General features: G+C 65.4%; 16 protein-coding genes and 1 tRNA gene. 9 read left to right on the top strand and 8 right to left on the bottom strand.

Features of this window, described 5'->3' with window-relative positions:
• Positions 1 to 78 precede the first annotated feature (78 nt).
• The 3 genes from RAM60_RS02325 (at position 79) to RAM60_RS02335 (ending at position 3,057) form a co-directional block, all read left to right on the top strand.
• A complete protein-coding gene (locus RAM60_RS02325) occupies positions 79 to 972 on the top strand; it encodes an oxygenase MpaB family protein (protein WP_369025744.1) in 894 nt (297 codons plus the stop codon).
• A 52-nt stretch (positions 973 to 1,024) separates the two neighbouring features.
• A complete protein-coding gene (locus RAM60_RS02330; RefSeq protein ID WP_200982791.1) occupies positions 1,025 to 1,993 on the top strand; it encodes an NAD(P)H-dependent flavin oxidoreductase in 969 nt (322 codons plus the stop codon).
• 137 nt (positions 1,994 to 2,130) lie between these two features.
• A complete protein-coding gene (locus RAM60_RS02335; RefSeq protein ID WP_369025743.1) occupies positions 2,131 to 3,057 on the top strand; it encodes a glutathione S-transferase family protein in 927 nt (308 codons plus the stop codon).
• Here the strand turns inward: RAM60_RS02335 and RAM60_RS02340 are convergent.
• From RAM60_RS02340 to RAM60_RS02350, 3 genes are all read right to left on the bottom strand, one after another.
• Positions 3,045 to 3,120: transfer RNA gene (locus RAM60_RS02340), tRNA-Thr, on the bottom strand. The two genes, RAM60_RS02335 and RAM60_RS02340, sit on opposite strands and share 13 nt — an antisense overlap.
• A 23-nt stretch (positions 3,121 to 3,143) precedes the next feature.
• Entirely contained in the window at positions 3,144 to 4,022 is an 879-nt protein-coding gene (locus RAM60_RS02345; protein WP_369025742.1) for a hypothetical protein, read from the bottom strand.
• Positions 4,009 to 5,325 (bottom strand): replication-associated recombination protein A, encoded by a 1,317-nt coding sequence (locus tag RAM60_RS02350; RefSeq protein WP_369025741.1) that lies wholly within the window; start codon positions 5,323 to 5,325, stop codon positions 4,009 to 4,011. The genes RAM60_RS02345 and RAM60_RS02350 overlap by 14 nt, the downstream gene beginning before the upstream one ends.
• 106 nt (positions 5,326 to 5,431) lie before the next feature.
• On the opposite strand from RAM60_RS02350, the gene RAM60_RS02355 reads away from it, so the two are divergent.
• A complete protein-coding gene (locus RAM60_RS02355; protein WP_369025740.1) occupies positions 5,432 to 6,046 on the top strand; it encodes a PadR family transcriptional regulator in 615 nt (204 codons plus the stop codon).
• 77 nt (positions 6,047 to 6,123) lie between these two features.
• A complete protein-coding gene (locus RAM60_RS02360; RefSeq protein ID WP_369025739.1) occupies positions 6,124 to 6,546 on the top strand; it encodes a hypothetical protein in 423 nt (140 codons plus the stop codon).
• 1 nt (position 6,547) lies between these two features.
• On the opposite strand, the gene RAM60_RS02365 is transcribed toward RAM60_RS02360, so the two are convergent.
• Positions 6,548 to 7,714: a glycosyltransferase family 4 protein gene (locus RAM60_RS02365; protein ID WP_369025738.1), complete on the bottom strand. Its 1,167-nt coding sequence runs from the start codon at positions 7,712 to 7,714 to the stop codon at positions 6,548 to 6,550.
• Between the two features lie 174 nt (positions 7,715 to 7,888).
• Between RAM60_RS02365 and RAM60_RS02370 the strand changes: the two genes are divergently transcribed.
• The 3 genes from RAM60_RS02370 to RAM60_RS02380 all read left to right on the top strand — a co-directional run bounded on the left by RAM60_RS02370 (position 7,889) and on the right by RAM60_RS02380 (position 11,803).
• Positions 7,889 to 9,013 (top strand): phosphoserine transaminase, encoded by a 1,125-nt coding sequence (locus tag RAM60_RS02370; RefSeq protein WP_369025737.1) that lies wholly within the window; start codon positions 7,889 to 7,891, stop codon positions 9,011 to 9,013.
• A 63-nt stretch (positions 9,014 to 9,076) separates the two neighbouring features.
• A complete protein-coding gene (serA, locus tag RAM60_RS02375) occupies positions 9,077 to 10,660 on the top strand; it encodes a phosphoglycerate dehydrogenase (RefSeq protein ID WP_369025736.1) in 1,584 nt (527 codons plus the stop codon).
• A 27-nt stretch (positions 10,661 to 10,687) separates the two neighbouring features.
• Positions 10,688 to 11,803, top strand: coding sequence for an ATP phosphoribosyltransferase regulatory subunit (locus tag RAM60_RS02380; RefSeq protein ID WP_369025735.1), 1,116 nt, complete (start codon positions 10,688 to 10,690; stop codon positions 11,801 to 11,803).
• 9 nt (positions 11,804 to 11,812) lie between these two features.
• Here the strand turns inward: RAM60_RS02380 and RAM60_RS02385 are convergent, their stop codons facing one another.
• From RAM60_RS02385 to RAM60_RS02400, 4 genes are all read right to left on the bottom strand, one after another.
• Positions 11,813 to 12,904, bottom strand: a complete 1,092-nt coding sequence (locus RAM60_RS02385) for a DUF5694 domain-containing protein (RefSeq protein WP_369025734.1) — start codon at positions 12,902 to 12,904, stop codon at positions 11,813 to 11,815.
• A gap of 158 nt (positions 12,905 to 13,062) precedes the next feature.
• A complete protein-coding gene (locus tag RAM60_RS02390; RefSeq protein WP_369025733.1) occupies positions 13,063 to 13,674 on the bottom strand; it encodes a glutathione S-transferase in 612 nt (203 codons plus the stop codon).
• Entirely contained in the window at positions 13,667 to 14,620 is a 954-nt protein-coding gene (gene trhO / locus RAM60_RS02395) for an oxygen-dependent tRNA uridine(34) hydroxylase TrhO (RefSeq protein ID WP_369025732.1), read from the bottom strand. Before trhO ends, RAM60_RS02390 begins: the two co-directional genes overlap by 8 nt.
• Positions 14,621 to 14,653: 33 nt before the next feature.
• Positions 14,654 to 15,517, bottom strand: a complete 864-nt coding sequence (locus RAM60_RS02400; protein WP_369025731.1) for an alpha/beta hydrolase — start codon at positions 15,515 to 15,517, stop codon at positions 14,654 to 14,656.
• A 166-nt stretch (positions 15,518 to 15,683) separates the two neighbouring features.
• On the opposite strand from RAM60_RS02400, the gene RAM60_RS02405 reads away from it, so the two are divergent.
• A complete protein-coding gene (locus tag RAM60_RS02405; protein WP_369025730.1) occupies positions 15,684 to 16,973 on the top strand; it encodes an adenylosuccinate synthase in 1,290 nt (429 codons plus the stop codon).
• The last annotated feature ends 9 nt before the right edge of the window (positions 16,974 to 16,982 follow it).

The following is a 16,982-nucleotide window of genomic DNA, read 5'->3' on the forward strand; positions in this document are numbered from 1 at the left end:
CATATCCGTTTGCCGTAGATTATCAGTTCTGATAACTCATTTGCTCTCTCGGTCAATCGTCTTGGATGCCCACTCGCCATGAACCAGCACGCCGCCGTCGAACCCGCGCCCGCCAAAACCTACCAGAAGAGTTCGACCCCGACCCAGGTCGATTTCACCAGGCCGGCAGGTGAGGAGGCGTTCTACGCACCCGATTCGATCCAGTGGCGGATCTTCAAGAACAACGTTGCATTGGCGATCGGCGGCGTTGCCGCAGTGCTCCTCGAATTTGCCGACGCGCGCATTCGTTCGGGGGTGTGGGATCATTCCATCTATCCCGTCGACCCGATCGGCCGTTCGCAGCGAACCGGCATGGCCGCCATGCTGGGCGTCTATGGGCCGCGCAGCGTGGCAAGGCAGGTCATTGCCGGCGTGGGCCGCATGCATGCCAAGGTGTCCGGTACGACTCCGAAGGGCGAGGCATACAAGGCGCTCGATCCCGAATTGCTCGACTGGGTATCGGCCACCGCGCAATACGGCTTCAGCACGGCCTATGATCGCTATGTCCACCGGCTGAGCGATGCCGAAAAGCATGCCTTCTGGAACAATGGCGACGAGGTGGCGCGGCTCTACGGCGTGACCGAAATCCCCCATTCCGAGGCCGAGTTCCTGACCATGATGGAACGGCTGGTGCCGCGTTTCGAAGCCCACCAGATCAACATCGACTTCCTCGAGATCGTCGCCTCGGGCAAGGCGCGTCCGGAAATTCCCAGCTTCATCCACCGCGCCATGGCGCGTGCTGCGGTCAGCATTCTTCCGCCTATCGTGAGGCAGAAACTGGAACTCGGGCGCGAATGGGATATCTCCCTGCCCGAGAAGATGCTGGTCAGGTTCTTCGGCAGGGTGGCCGACCGCAAAATCGATCCGGAGTCGCCCGCCTACCAGGCCGCGCTGCGGCTCGGCCTGCCGGGGGATACGGCGTGGAAGAAATAGGGCACAGCGAAGCCGCCGGTGACAGCGGCGAACCTAATCGGGAGAGCAGGGCATGAAGACGCGTTTCACCGAGATGTTCGGTGTGGAGCATCCCATCGCGCAGGGTGGGATGATGTGGGTCGGGAAGGCAGAACTGGTCTCCGCCGTCGCCAACGCCGGGGCACTCGGTTTCCTCACCGCGCTGACCCAGCCGACGCCCGAGGAACTGACGAAGGAAATCGCCCGCTGTCGCGACATGACCGACAAGCCCTTCGGCGTGAACCTCACCATCCTGCCGAGCATCAATCCGCCGCCCTACGCCGAGTATCGCGCTGCGATCATCGAAAGCGGGGTGAAGATCGTCGAAACCGCCGGGTACAAGCCGCAGGAGCACGTCGACCACTTCAAGCAGCACGGCGTGAAGGTGATCCACAAGTGCACCGCCGTGCGTCATGCGGTCTCGGCCGAAAAGATGGGCGTCGATGCGATCTCGATCGACGGCTTCGAATGCGCCGGGCACCCGGGCGAGGACGATATTCCGGGCCTGATCCTGATCCCGGCGGCCGCTGACAAGATCTCGATCCCGATGCTCGCTTCGGGCGGGTTCGGTGACGGCCGGGGCCTTGCCGCCGCGCTCGCCCTGGGGGCCGACGGCATCAACATGGGCACCCGCTTCTGCGCGACCAAGGAAGCGCCGATCCACGAAAACTTCAAGCAGGCCATGGTCGAGGCAGACGAGCGCCAGACCAAGCTGATCTTCCGCACCTACAGGAACTCCGCCCGTGTCGCCGCCAACGCGATTTCGGAGGAGGTCGTCAGGCTGGAGCGCGAGGGCAAGCCGTTCGAGGAAGTGGCGCATCTCGTGAAGGGGCAGCGCGGGCGCGAAGGCTACGAGACAGGTGACACCGAACGCGGCATCTGGAGCGCGGGCATGATCCAGGGCCTGATCCACGACGTCCCGACCGTGCGCGAGCTGGTCGAGCGGATCGTCGACGAGGCAGACGCGATCATCACCGATCGTCTTGCCCGAATGGCGAGCTGAGGGACGCGCCTGACATGGAACAGGTCGCCGGCACGGTCGAAGGCGGGCTGGAGATCGTCGCGGACGGGCTGCCAAGCGACAACATCTGCTTCACACCACCGCCTGCCTGATCGGCGAGGCCACAGGAGAAAGCCCACGTGCCGGACATTATCCTCCACCACTACGATGCGTCGCCTTTCTCCAACAAGGTGCGGCTGCTGCTTGGCCTGAAAGGGCTGGCGTGGAAATCGGTGGTCACGCCCAACATGATGCCCAAGCCGGACCTCGTCCCGCTCACCGGGGGCTATCGCCGCGCGCCGGTGATGCAGATCGGCGCGGACATCTATTGCGACAGCCAGGTCATCATGGCGGAGATCGAGCGGCGGTTTCCGGAGCCGAAGGCGGATTTCGGAGCGGGCTGGCCGATCAACCTGTGGGCGGATCGCCAGTGGTTCCAGCACTCGGTCGCAGTCATTTTCGGCCTTCTGGGCGACAAGGTCGATCCCGCCTTCATCGCCGATCGCGAGAAATTGTCGGGGCGCCCGTTCAACGTGAAGGCGATGGCCGCCTTCGCCGGCCCGGCAAAGGGCCAGTGGCGCGCACAGGCAGGCTGGATCGAGCGTGCGCTCGGGACGGGCGGCGAGGACTTCCTGTTCGGGCCGCAACCCGCCATCGGCGACCTCGCAGCGCATATGAATATCTGGTTCCTGAAGTCCGCCTTCCACGATCTCGCCGATGAATTGCTCGACGGGTTCGACAGGGTGAAATCCTGGTACGCGCGCATCGAGGCACTCGGTCAGGGCTCGCGCGCGGAAATCGCGGGGGTGGAGGCGCTGCGCATCGCGAGCGAGGCCGACCCGGTCGCTGCACCTTTCGTCCATGACACGGCTGCAACCGGCGGGTTGCAGGTCGGCAGCGATGTCGTGGTCTCTGCCGACGACTATGGCCGCGATCCGATATCGGGAAAGCTGGTCTCGGCCAGCGTCGATCGCATCGTCATCAGCCGCAGCGATGGCGACCTGGGAACGTGCAATCTACACTTCCCGCGGGTGGGCTTCGTCGTGACGGGAACTGGTGCCGGTTAGAGGATTCGAACCCCTGGCCTGATGATTACAAATCAACTGCTCTACCAACTGAGCTAAACCGGCGCTCCAGAGGCGGGGCCTTTCGTTCAAAGCGCCCCGAAAGTCCAGCCCTCCGTTGCCGCGATTTCGGGAGTCAGTCCCACAGGCGTCCAGCGCGCGTCATCGTGGGCGACGGCGCGCAGCCATGCCGCGGTGAGGAGCGCGTCGGAGGAATGATCGTCGATCGGTCCCTCTCCCGCGACGCCCGGAGAACCCAGGGCGGCAAGTGCGGCATTGAGGTCCTCGTAACTGCGCATCTTGGCCTTGGCCGCGCTGCGACCGGCCTCGCGCGCGGCGAGGCTGGTGTAGATTTCCACCACCACCGAGCCGCGTGGCGGCAGAGGGTCGACTGGCCAGACAGGCAGGTGGCCGCGGAGATGATGCAGCATCCGCATGCCGGTGAGGCTCGACTTGCCGACCTGCGCTGCGCCGACGAGGTTGAAGTTGGAGTAGGGCTTGCAGCCCATCGCCGCTTGCGCGTGCTCGGTGACGCGGAAGCGGCCCCGGCCGTGCGCCGCCCCGTCGCAGCCGAAACGCGCGCCGGTATCCATCCCGTCGCGGAAGAACGGGCGCAGGTCTGGATGGGCAACGAAGCTGTTGGCCCCGAGATGGTCCTCGTCCGCAGCGATCTTGTCGATCAAGTCCCATAGCGCGGGCGCGTCGGGCGGCGTGTCGGGAAGGCCGGGAAAGTAGGCTCCGCAATCGGCGAAGGGCAGTCCGATGCCGAGGTCTAGCCCGACCAGCGTATCCTCCGGCAGCTCGTCGCGCAGGATCGCCAGCACGTCTGCGCGGCCCCAGAAATGCTCGATCAGGACCGGCGCCCCGCCGTCGCCATGTGCCAGCGCCAGCGCGATGCCCTTCTGCCGTTCGCCCTTCGCACCCGACCAGTCGATGGCGAGGAAATGAGCGAACCTATTGGCGTTCACGCCGCAGCTTGTCCCAGTAGTCGAGCCGCTTCCTTACCTCGCGCTCGAAACCGCGTTCGACCGGCTGGTAATAGGCTTGCGGCTCCATCTCCTCGGGCCAGTAATTGTCGCCCGAAAAGCCGTCCTCGGCGTCGTGGTCGTAGCTGTAGCCGGAGCCGTAGCCGATGTCCTTCATCAGCTTGGTCGGGGCGTTGAGGATATTCTGCGGTGGCATCAGGCTGCCGGTCTCGCGCGCCGACTTGAAGCTCGATTTCATCGCTATGTAGGCGGCATTCGATTTGGGTGCGGTGGCGAGATAGATGCAGGCCTGCACCAGCGCCAGCTCGCCTTCCGGACTGCCGAGGAATTCATACGCGTCCTTGGCCGCCATGCACTGCACCAGCGCCTGCGGGTCGGCCATGCCGATGTCCTCGACCGCCACTCGGATCAGGCGACGGGCGAGGAAGCGTGGTTCCTCGCCTGCGGTGAGCATCCGCGCGAGGTAGTAGAGGCTGGCCTGCACGTCGGACCCGCGCACCGCCTTGTGGAGCGCGGAAATGAGGTTGTAGTGGCCCTCGCGATCCTTGTCGTAGACCGCGACGCGGCGCTGGAGGAAGGCGCCGAGCGCCGCCGGGTCGAGCGGTTCCTCGATCTTCGCGTTGTAGAGCGTCTCGGCCTGGTTGAGCAGGAAGCGGCCATCGCCATCGGCTGTCGCCACCAGTGCCTCGCGCGCGGCAGGCGTGAGGGGCAGCGCACCTTCGAGGTGTTCGGCACGTTCGAGCAGCTGATCGAGCGCTTCATTCGCAAGTCTTTGCAGGATCAGAACCTGCGCGCGGCTCAGCAACGCGGCGTTGAGTGCGAAGCTCGGGTTCTCGGTCGTCGCCCCGACCAGGGTCACCGTACCGCGCTCGACGAAGGGCAGGAATCCATCCTGCTGCGCGCGGTTGAAGCGGTGGATCTCGTCCACGAAGAGCAGCGTACGCTGCCCGGCTTCCGCGGCCTTGTCGGCCTCGGCGAAGGCTTTCTTGAGATCGGCAACCCCGCTGAAGACCGCCGAAACGCTGGCGAAACGCATCCCCACGCTGTCGGCCAGCAGGCGCGCGATAGTGGTCTTGCCGGTACCGGGCGGACCCCACAGGATCATGCTCGAAAGGCGCCCCGCCGCGACCATCCGCCCGATCGCGCCCTCGGGCCCGGTCAGGTGGTCCTGCCCGACGACTTCCGACAGGTCGCGCGGACGCAGCCGGTCGGCGAGCGGCGCATCTTCGCGCAAGGCATCGGGATCGGGTGCCGAGGGCAGGCTGTCGGGGAAGAGATCGGACATTGGTCGGCTGACATAGGACGTTCGCAGAGGATTTGCAGGCCCATCTTGTCATTACCTCATGAAGATATATCTTAGAACTATCGAAGATAACTCAAGGATGCTTCCCATGCACAGGGCACACAAGTGGCGCAAGATGGCGCGGATGGGCGGCTGGCCCTTCGCTGCAGCGATGATGTCGGGCGCCGATTTCGGCAGCGGTTTCGGTCGCGGTTTCTCGCCCGAGAACTTCTCGTTCGAATTCGGGCCGCGCGGGGGCCGTCGCCGTCGCATGTTCGGCTCGGGCGAATTGCGGCTGGTGCTGCTGCACCTGCTCGCGCAGGAGCCGCGCCACGGTTACGAGCTGATCAAGGCGGTCGAAGAGCTGACCGAGGGCAGCTATTCGCCGAGCCCGGGCACGGTCTATCCGACGCTCTCGCTGCTCGAGGACGAAGGCGCCATCGCACAGGCGCAGGGCGACGAGACGCGCAAGGCCTACGAAGCGACCGAAGCTGGACGCCGCGAGCTCGAGGAGCGGGCCGACGAGGTCGAGGCGCTGCTCGAACGGCTGGAAGGCCATGGCGAACGCCGCCGCGCCTACGCGACACCGGAGATGTTCCGCGCGGTCGGCAACCTCGCCAACGTGCTCAAGCACCGCGCCCGGTCAGGCAAGCTCGACGAGGAAACGATCAACGAGATCGTCGACCTTGTCGATGAACTGGCTAAGAAGATCGAGCGTCTCTGAATTCGCCCGCCACTTGCACCCTCGACGCGATGGTCTAGTCTCTCGCGTCGAGGGACGCATTTGGGGGAGGTTGCAACATGAACACCGCCGTGAAAGCGCCGTGGCATCTGTGGGCCGTCGGCATCATCACCCTGCTGTGGAACGCAGTGGGGATCACCAGCTACCTGATGACCGAACTGGGCAAGCTCGAAGCTCTTGGCATGACGCCGGAGCAGATTGCCTATTTCGACACGTTCCCGGCCTGGGCCATCGCCGTCTGGGCGCTCGGCGTCTGGGGTGCCTTTTTCGGATCGCTGCTGTTGCTGTTCCGCTCGCGCCATGCGGTGACTTCGCTGATCGTCTCGGTCGTCGGGCTGGTCGGAACGACGATCTTCCAGCGCGTGGTGACCGAACTGCCGGCCGACATGGAGAACCCCGGGCTCGACATCGCCATCTGGGTCATCACCCTCGGCACGCTGTGGTACGCGATGAAAATGCGCCGCGAAGGCGTGCTGCGCTGACCTACTTGCCGCGCTGCGCCATCAGCCTGAGGTAGGTGTCGAGCACCGCCTGGTTGATGGCGTCCCAACTGTAAGCACGGGCGGCCTTCTCGCCTGCCTCGCCATGTGCGCGGCGCAGCGCATCGTCTGTGCAGTACCGGGCCAGCGCATCTGCACAGCCCTTGGCGAAAGCTTCGTCCTTGCTCGGAGGGATGAGGAAACCCGTCTCGCCTTCGGTGACGATGCTGGCGGCGCCGGTGGCTCCGGCGGCAACGACGGGGAGGCCCGACGCCAGCGCCTCGAGCGTCACATTGCCGAAAGTCTCGGTGATCGAGGGATTGAAGAATATGTCCCCGCTCGCCAGTGCACGACCGAGGTCTGCACCCGTCTGGAAACCGACGAAGCTCCCGCCCGGCAGGGCCTTCTCGAACCAACCGCGCGCAGGGCCGTCGCCGATCACCAGTACCTTGTGCGGGACCTGCCGCTTGCGCAGTTCGACCACCGTGTCGGCAAAGACGTCGAGGCCCTTCTCCATCACCAGCCGGCCGAGGAAAACGATCGCGACGTCATCGTCCGCCAGCCCCTGCGCGCGGCGCCATTCGAGATCGCGCTTCGAAGGATCGAACACCGTCCGGTCGACCCCGCGCGACCAGATGGTGATATCCTCGTGCATCCCCTGCGCCTTGAGCTCCTCGATCTGGCTCTGCGAGGGCGCGACGAGGGCGTCGCAGCGGTTGTAGAAGCGGCGCAGGATGCCTTCTACCGCTGGCTCCAGGAAACCGAGGCCGTAGTAGCGCGGATAGGTCTCGAAGCGCGTGTGGACACTGGCGAGGGTGGGAAGCTTGTGCTGCTCGGCCCACTTCAGCGCCGCGTGCCCGGTCGGGTCGGGCGAGGACAGGTGGACGATGTTCGGCGCGAACTTCTCGAGGTCCTCGCGATTGGCCGCGGAAAGCCCCAGCGGCAGGCGATATTCGCCACGGTTCTTCACCGGCATACGGATGTTGGGAACCCCGACGAGATCGCCTGTCGGCTCGAAGTCGGGGCGGTCGACCACGGGCGCGTAGACGCGCAGCGCCGCACCCTGGCGCAGCAGGTATTCGGCGAGCCGGTTGAGCGCCTGGTTGGCGCCGTCACGCGTGTAATTGTAGTTCCCGCTGAACAGCGCGATCCGGAGGTCCTTGGCTTCCATCGCGCGGGCCATAGTCGGGCGGAACCAATTTGGCGAGAGCGCGCTTGTCCCGAACAACCCACGCTTTGCAGACGCATGGCTATTTCCGATTGACTTGTTGCGCCGCAACATTATTGCCGCCGACGGGCCACGCGGTCCCAACGCCGCGCGTGCTCTCTGCAAGGAGAGACTTACATGACTGACTTGATCCGCCCGGGTGCAAAGCCCGCGCGTCCGTACTTTTCCTCCGGTCCCTGCGCCAAGCCGCCGGGCTGGGCCCCTGAAAAACTCGCAACCGATTCGCTCGGCCGTTCGCATCGCTCCAAGCTGGGCAAGGCGCGGCTGCAGTACTGCATCGACCTGATCCGCGAAGTGCTGGAGGTGCCGGATACGCACCGCATCGGCATCGTTCCAGGTTCGGATACCGGCGCGGTCGAGATGGCGATGTGGACCATGCTCGGCGCCCGCCCCGTAACGACTCTCGCATGGGAGAGCTTCGGCGAGGGCTGGGTCACCGACGCGGTCAAGCAGCTCAAGATCGATCCCACGGTCATCCGTGCGGACTACGGCCAGCTGCCCGACCTCACTCAGGTCGACTGGTCGAACGACGTGATCTTCACTTGGAACGGCACGACCTCGGGCGTGCGCGTGCCCAACGGCGACTGGATTGCCGCCGACCGTGAGGGCCTGACCATCGCCGATGCGACCAGCGCAGTGTTCGCGCAGGATATCGCCTGGGACAAGGTCGATGTGCTGACCTTCAGCTGGCAAAAGGTGCTCGGCGGGGAGGGTGCGCATGGCGTGCTGATCCTCGGCCCCCGCGCCGTCGAAAGGCTCGAAACCTACACCCCCGCATGGCCGCTGCCCAAGGTCTTCCGCCTGATGAGCAAGGGCGCGCTGGCCGAGGGCGTGTTCAAGGGCGAGACGATCAACACCCCCTCCATGCTTGCGGTCGAGGATGCGATCTTCGCGCTCGAATGGGGCAAGTCGCTGGGTGGGCTCTCCGCGATGAAGGCGCGCGCCAATGCCAATGCCGCGGCGCTCGATGCGATCGTGCAGGAACGCGAATGGCTCGGCCACCTCGCCTGCGATCCGGCAAGCCGGTCCAACACCAGCGTCTGCCTGACGGTCGAAGGTGCCGACGAAGCCCGCATCAAGGCCATGGCCAAGCTGCTCGAGGACGAAGACGCCGCTTACGACGTCGCGGGCTACCGCGATGCCCCGGCAGGCCTGCGCATCTGGTGCGGCGCCACGGTCGAGACTGCCGATATCGAGGCACTCGGCCCCTGGCTCGACTGGGCCTACGCTGCCACCGCGTAACCTTTCTGCGCCCCGGCCACGCGCCGGGGTCGCTCCCCCAATTTTCTCCGCAAGGAACCTGACATGACCAAGCCCAAAGTCCTCATTTCGGACAAGATGGACCCCAACGCCGCCAAGATCTTCGAAGAGCGCGGCTGCGACGTCGATGTGATCACCGGCGAAACGCCCGAACAGCTGATCGCCCGCATCGGCGAATACGATGGCCTTGCCATCCGTTCTTCGACCAAGGTGACCAAGGCGGTGCTCGACGCCGCGACCAATCTCAAGGTCATCGGGCGCGCAGGCATCGGGGTCGACAATGTCGATATCCCCGCCGCCAGCGCGCAGGGCGTCGTGGTGATGAACACCCCGTTCGGCAATTCGATCACCACTGCCGAACACGCCATCGCGCTGATGTTCGCGCTTGCCCGCCAGATCCCGGAAGCGAACGCCCAGACGCAGGAAGGCAAGTGGCCCAAGAACGACTTCATGGGCGTCGAAGTCACCGGCAAGACGCTCGGCCTGATCGGCGCCGGCAACATCGGTTCGATCGTCGCCAGCAGGGCGCTCGGACTCAAGATGAAGGTCGTCGCTTACGATCCCTTCCTGACCGAGGAACGCGCGATTGAAATGGGTGTCGAGAAGGCCGACCTCGAAACGCTGCTGGCGAAGGCGGATTTCATCACGCTGCACACCCCGCTGACCGACGAGACGCGCAACATCCTCAGCCGCGAAAACCTCGCCAGGACCAAGAAGGGCGTGCGCATCATCAACTGCGCGCGCGGCGGGCTGATCGACGAGGAGGCACTGGCCGATGCACTCGACAGCGGTCAGGTCGCGGGCGCGGCACTCGACGTGTTCCAGACCGAGCCGGCCAAGGAATCGCCGCTGTTCGGCAAGCCCAATTTCATCTGCACCCCGCACTTGGGCGCGAGCACCAATGAAGCGCAGGTCAATGTCGCGCTGCAGGTGGCCGAGCAGATGGCCGACTACCTCGTCAACGGCGGCGTCACCAATGCGCTCAACATGCCTTCGCTGAGCGCCGAGGAAGCCCCCAAGCTCAAGCCCTACATGAAGCTGGCGGAGAACCTCGGCAGCCTCGTCGGCCAGCTGGCCCACGGGAACCTGACCAAGATTTCGATCGAGCGCGAAGGCGCGGCAGCCGAACTGTCGGGCAAGCCGATCGAGGGTGCGGTCCTTGCCGGCCTGATGCGCCAATATTCCGACACGGTGAACATGGTCAACGCACCCTTCCTCGCCAAGGAACGCGGGCTCGATGTGCGTTCGGTGCGCCACGAGAAGGAAGGTGCCTACAATACCCTCATTCGCGTGACCGTCGGCACCGAAGCGGGCGACCGCTCGGTCGCAGGAACGCTGTTCGGAGCGGACGCGCCGCGCCTCGTCGAGATCTTCGGCGTCGGCATCGAAGCGGAACTCGCGGGTGACATGCTCTACATCGTCAACGAAGACGCGCCGGGCTTCATCGGTCGCATCGGTACCCTGCTGGGCGAAAACGGCATCAACATCGGCACCTTCCACCTCGGCCGTCGCCAGGCGGGCGGCGAGGCGGTGCTGCTGCTGAGCGTCGACCAGCCCATCCCGCAGGACGTGGTCAAGGCCGCTTGCGCGCTCGAGGGCGTGAAGGTGGTCATGCCGCTGGCATTCTGACCGGCATTGGGGCAGGGGGCGGCTGCTGTGACTGACCAAGACGACCTCCTGCCCGTCGGGCTCGAAGACGCGCTGCCTTCGCGGGCGCGAGCCATTACCGAAGCCATGCGCGCCGTACTCGATGCGATGGACGGCCACGGGTACGACCGCGTGCGTCCTCCGCTGGTGGAATTCGAGAAGTCGCTTGCCGGGCGCATGGAAGGCGTCGCGACGCGGCGCATGATCCGCTTCACCGACCCTGAGTCCCTGCGCACCCTTGCGCTGCGCAGCGACATGACGGTGCAGGTCGGGCGCATCGCGGCGACCGTCATGGCGTCGGCGCCGCGTCCGCTGCGCCTGTGCTACGCAGGCGATGTCGCCATGCTCAAGGCCGACCAGCTCGATCCGGCACGGCAGCGGCTGCAGCTCGGCGCGGAGCTCATCGGCAGCGACAGCGTCGCGGCGGCAAGCGAGATTGTGGGTGTGGCCATCGATGCGCTGAAGGGCGCGGGCCTGGGCAACATCTCGGTCGACTTCACGCTCCCCGACCTCGTCGACACACTGGCGGAGAAGGCACTCCCGCTCGACGTCGACAAGCGCGAGGCGGTGCGCCGCGAACTGGACACCAAGGATGCCGGCGGGCTGACCGCAGCGGGCGGCGAAGCCTATCTCCCGCTGCTCTACGCGACCGGTCCCTTCGACGAGGCTATCGCCAAGCTGGCCGAAATCGACGCGGGCGGGGCGCTCGCCAGCCGCATCGCCGGGCTGCGCGACATTGCCGCGAGCATCGGCAAACGTGCCCGCATCACTCTCGACCCGACCGAGCGCCACGGTTTCGAATACCAGAGCTGGTTCGGCTTCACGCTCTATGCCGAGGGGGCACGCGGCACGCTGGGGCGCGGCGGAACCTACACGATCCGCGGCAGCGAAGAGGCGGCGACGGGCTTCACCATCTACATGGACCCGCTTCTCGAGGCACTCGGCACGCGGGCGGATGAAGCACGCAAGACGCTATTCCTCCCGCTCGGACATGACCGCGATGCGGCGGCCCGCCTGCGCGCCATCGGCTGGCGGACGGTAGCGGCGATCTCGGGCAGTGAAGACGCGAAGGCTCTAGGCTGCACGCATCGACTTGAAGACGGTGAAACCATCCCGCTGGGGTGAGCCAGCCGATCAGTCGCCTAGGACCGCCTCGACATCGCCGATCTTGATGTCGCTCGTCATGCCCAGGTAGCGCTCGTAATACGGTTTGTGTGACGCTCCTACGATGGTGAGGACTCTTCGCCCTGGCCCGACGACCTCGCGGATGTTGGCTGCCATGCGCAAATTACGCGTCTCCCAGTAGGCGAGATAGGCGCGGCCCGAGTTGCCCGGCAATTTCGAACCCGCAGCAGCGGCGAAATCGCTCGTTACTGCGGCCCGTTGGCTCTCCAGCGAATTGAGCGCACGGTACCAGTCGATCAGCGGGCCGCCGTCCGCGATCGACTTCTCCCACCGCTCATGTTCGGCGGCGCGTTCCTTGACCGCCGGATTGTCCCAGATTTTGCCCATGTCCTCGCCATAAACCTTCTCGTCGACCGGGCCCGATGCGGCTTCGCCGGTGTGGTCGTCGACCGGAAACACCCGCTCCAGCCCGAGCCGGACGGCGAGCGGGGCCGCGATGGTGACGTTCTCGTTGCGCGACGCCATGCGTTTGCCCAGCAGGTCGACCAGGACTTGTGGCAGGGAGGCATCCGCATGGCGTTCGGCCGGGGGCAGCCGCAACCACTGGACCAGCGCCGAATCCGCTTCACCTGCGGCGAGGAACAGGCCGGCAAGCCGCCTGCGGACCTCGGGCGCGCGATCCTGTGCCGGTTGCGCGAGTATCTCCGAGTAGGCCTTTTCAGCCTCCGGCCCGGTCAGCCCCAACGCCTCGCGCGCCGGTGCCGGGTCGAAGCAATAGTTCGCGGCGACTCCGGGATAGGCGAATTCGTAGGTCCGCAGGTAATCGCATTGGGCGCCCGACATTGCCTCCACCGCAATCGCCTGCGGAGCCCAGGTGGCGAGCCGCGCCAACAGGGGGTCGAAGCGCGTGCGGTCGAAATCCGCGGGCAGGTACGAAAGATGTGCGGTGCCGAGAACCAGCACCTCGCTGCGGTCGCCGCGTTGAAGCGCTGCAGCATCGGCAATCTCGACGGGGGAGGGGGCTGGTGCTGCGAGGCAGGCTTGCGAGCACAGTGATGCGACGATCGCAACGGCTTGAAAGGTCAGGCGGAAATGGGACATCGGGGAACTCCGTGACTGTATTGCTTGAATAAGTCACCACTGCCGGTCCCTGTCAACAGCGAAGGCCCTTGCCGATCCGGGAAAAGGCCAATTCGGTGGTGCTGGCCTTGTCGGTGGGTGAGGATCCGGGGGTCGAAAGCTCGTGGCGATGGAGTGCGCTAGGCAGGAGCGGCAACCCACTTCGGGTGTTTTTCCATGATCGCGGCAAACAGCTCCGACCCGGTCAGCCGGTCGAGCCATGAGCGGACACGCGGGACATCCTGCGTCGCGAACCAGCCCTTGTCGTGATGCGCGAACTGCCGGACGAAGGGGAAGGTGGCGATGTCGGCGAGGCCACGGGTGTTGCCACAAAGGTAGGGCCGCTCCGCAAGCCTTGTTTCGAGGATAACCAGGTGCGCGAGGCAGGCCGCACGATGTTCGAGCGGGTCCGCATCTTCGTACCGCGTGTGGTACTTGTAGCGGTCGAGGTGGTGCTTGAAGGGCCCGTCATTGGCCGCGAGCAGTTCCGGATCGTCGCGTTCCAGCCAGCCTTCGGGGTCGTTCTGCCCGAGAGCCCATCGCATGATGTCGATACTTTCTTCGAGTACCTTGCCATCGGCGCTGATCAGGACCGGAACGGTGCCCTTGGGCGATGCTTCGAGCATTTCAGCCGGCTTGTCGCGCAGAACGACCTCGCGATGTTCATATCCGATCCCGCTCGCATGCAGCGCCATCCGTGCCCGCATCGCATAGGGGCAGCGGCGGAAGCTGTAGAGTATCGCCTCAGCCATCGGCCTTCTTGTTGTGCCGCGCCCCGACATGCTCCTCGCCACGCGCTGCGGCGAGGGCCTCCTGCCGCTGGCGCTCGGCATAGCGGGCGCGTTGTTCGTCGGTGCGGCTGTCTATGCAGTGGAGGCAGCTCACACCCTCGACAAAGCTCTCCTGCGCCATGTCCTCGGGCGAGAGTGGCATGCGGCAGGCGCGGCACAGCGAATGGTCGCCCACGGCGAGGCCATGGCCCACGCTGACACGCTCGTCGAAGACGAAGCACTCGCCTTCCCACAAACTCTCTTCGGCGGGGACGTGTTCGAGGTAATTCAGGATCCCGCCCTTGAGGTGGTAGACCTCGTCCAGCCCCTCCGACCTGGCGAAAGCGGTCGATTTCTCGCAGCGAATGCCACCGGTGCAGAACATCGCGACCTTGGGCGACTTCCCTTCCGCCTCCAGCTCCGCGCGGCGGGCGCGGAACCACTCGGGAAATTCGCGGAAGCTCTTGGTCTTCGGGTCCTCGGCCCCGCGGAAAGTGCCGATCGCGACCTCGTAGTCATTGCGCGTGTCGATCAAGATGGTGTCGGGGTCCGCGATCAGCGCGTTCCAGTCCTCCGGCGCGACATAGGTCCCGACCCCCGCCAGCGGATCGAGATCCGGTTCACCCATGGTGACGATCTCTTTTTTCAGCCGCACCTTCATGCGGTGGAAGGGCTGGTGCTCGGCGCGCGATTCCTTGACCTCGATCGCTGCGCAACCGGGCAACTGGCGAATGTGAGCCAGTACAAGCTCTATGCCATGGTCTACACCGGCTATGGTCCCGTTGATCCCTTCGCGCGCAAGCAGCAGCGTGCCGCGCACGCCGTTTTCCTCGCACAGCGCGAGCAGTGCCGGCCTTAGCGCGGCGGGATCGTCGAACCGCGTGAACTGGTAAAGCGCGGCTATCCGGAAGGGAGCATTGTCGGACACGGCGGCGCCGTTAGCACCGCCGTCGCCCTTCCGCTAGTTGGCGAACCGCGCTGCCAGCCAGGCATCGACCACCGTTGTCGCAGGATAATCTGCTTCGCCCAGCTTGCGGTTGATCTCTGCATGCCCCTTGAGCCCGCGGCCCTCGAAACCCTGCACCTTCGCGCTGGTGCCCGCCTTGCGCAGGGCGGCCCCCAGCTGTCGCGACTGTTCAGTGCCGTCGCGACGCTGGACGTGGAGGATGAGAAAGTCGGGGGCATTGGGCGCGGCTGAGTGCACGGTCGGGGAAAGCGCCTTCTGCCGCTCGGGATCGGTGCCGAAGGCCTGCTTATATGTCTCGCCCATCAGGCGCGCATTCTCGTCCATCTGCGCGGGCACATCATAGGCCGCCCCGTCGAGCGGCAGGACACCGTCGATATCGCGATACGAAAGGCCGGCCTTGCGCAGGTAGGTGGGGTCGGTCCCCACCAGCGCCACGAGATGTGCGCCTGCGCTGTGGCCGACTAGGACGAGCCTTTCGGCATCATAGCCCAGCCGCTTCGCGTCGCGCTTGAGCAGCGCAACCGCATCGGCCACGTCCTGCGCCTGCTGTTCGACCGTTGCATCGGGCACGAGACGGTAGTTGACCGAGGCGACCGCATATCCGAGCCCCTGCCAGTGCGAGAGCTTGGCCGATCCCTTCATCATCGACTTGTCGCCGCGCTTCCACCCGCCGCCGTGGACGAAGACTACCAAGGGCGCACCCCTGACCGTGCCGGGCCAGACATCTACCTTCTGCAACCTGTCAGTTCCGTAAGCGAGTTCGGCGGGCGCGGGCGAGCGCTTGTCTGCGGCAGATGCGACTACACTGCCGCCGATGAGGCCCAGGACCAACAGGGAAGCAATCACGGGTCTTTTCATGGCGAAATACTCACGCAAGCGGCTCGATACAGCCATGCCATTTTCGGGTATAGGAATTCCAGTCGCGGATTGTCCCGGTTTGTCGCGACAGTTCGCTTGCCCTCGCGGGCCTGAAAGCCTAGGCGCGCACGCGTTTGTGTCAGTCTGACAGGCAGGTTTCCCGCATATGGCCAATGTTACCGTGATCGGCGCCCAGTGGGGCGATGAGGGCAAGGGCAAGATCGTCGACTGGCTCGCCAGCCGCGCCGATGCCGTGGTCCGCTTCCAGGGCGGTCATAACGCGGGCCACACGCTGGTGGTCGGCAACACCACCTACAAGCTGTCCCTGCTGCCCTCAGGCATCGTCACCGGCACGCTCAGCATCATCGGCAACGGCGTGGTGCTCGATCCCTGGCACCTCAAGAGCGAAATCGAGAAGCTCGAAGGCCAGGGCGTCGAAATCAACGCTGACAATTTCGCCATTGCGGACAATTGCCCGCTGATCCTCCCGATCCACCGCGATCTCGACGGCCTGCGTGAGACGGCAGCAGGATCGGGCAAGATCGGCACTACCGGTCGCGGGATCGGCCCCGCTTACGAGGACAAGGTCGGCCGCCGCGCGATCCGGGTGTGTGACCTCGCCCATCTCGACCAGCTGGAGCCGCAGCTCGACCGCCTTTGCGCCCACCACGATGCGCTGCGCGCCGGTTTCGACCAGCCGCCGGTCGACCGCGAGGCGCTGCTTGCCGAACTGCGCGAAATCGCGCCTTTCGTGCTGCAATACGCGCAGCCGGTTTGGAAGCGCCTGAAGAAGGTCCGCAAGGCCGGCGCCAAGGTCCTGTTCGAAGGGGCGCAGGGCGTGCTGCTCGACGTCGATCACGGCACCTATCCCTTTGTGACCAGCTCGAACACGGTGAGTGGCACCGCGGCGAGCGGGTCGGGCCTGGGGCCGAATTCGACCGGCTTCGTGCTCGGCATCGTGAAGGCCTATACCACCCGCGTCGGCAGCGGTCCGTTCCCGACCGAGCTCGACGACGACACTGGCCAGCGCCTCGGTGAGCGCGGCCACGAATTCGGCACCGTCACGGGACGCAAGCGTCGCTGCGGCTGGTTCGACGCCGTACTGGTGCGCCAGAGCTGCGCCATCAGCGGCGTGACCGGCATCGCGCTGACCAAGCTCGACGTGCTCGACGGGTTCGAGAAGGTGAAGATCTGCACCGGCTATCGCCTCAACGGCAAGATCATGGACTATTTCCCTTCGCACGCCGCCGATCAGGCGAATGTGGAGCCGATCTACGAGGAAATGGACGGCTGGCAGGAAACCACTGCTGGTGCGCGTTCGTGGGCCGATCTCCCGGCGCAGGCGATCAAGTACATCCAGCGCGTGCAGGAACTGATCGAAACGCCGGTGGCGCTGGTCTCGACCAGCCCCGAGCGCGAGGACACCATCCTCGTGCGCGATCCGTTCATGGACTGACGCGAATTT

It is taken from the genome of Qipengyuania sp. RANM35 (genome assembly GCF_041021145.2).
GTDB lineage: Bacteria > Pseudomonadota > Alphaproteobacteria > Sphingomonadales > Sphingomonadaceae > Qipengyuania > Qipengyuania soli.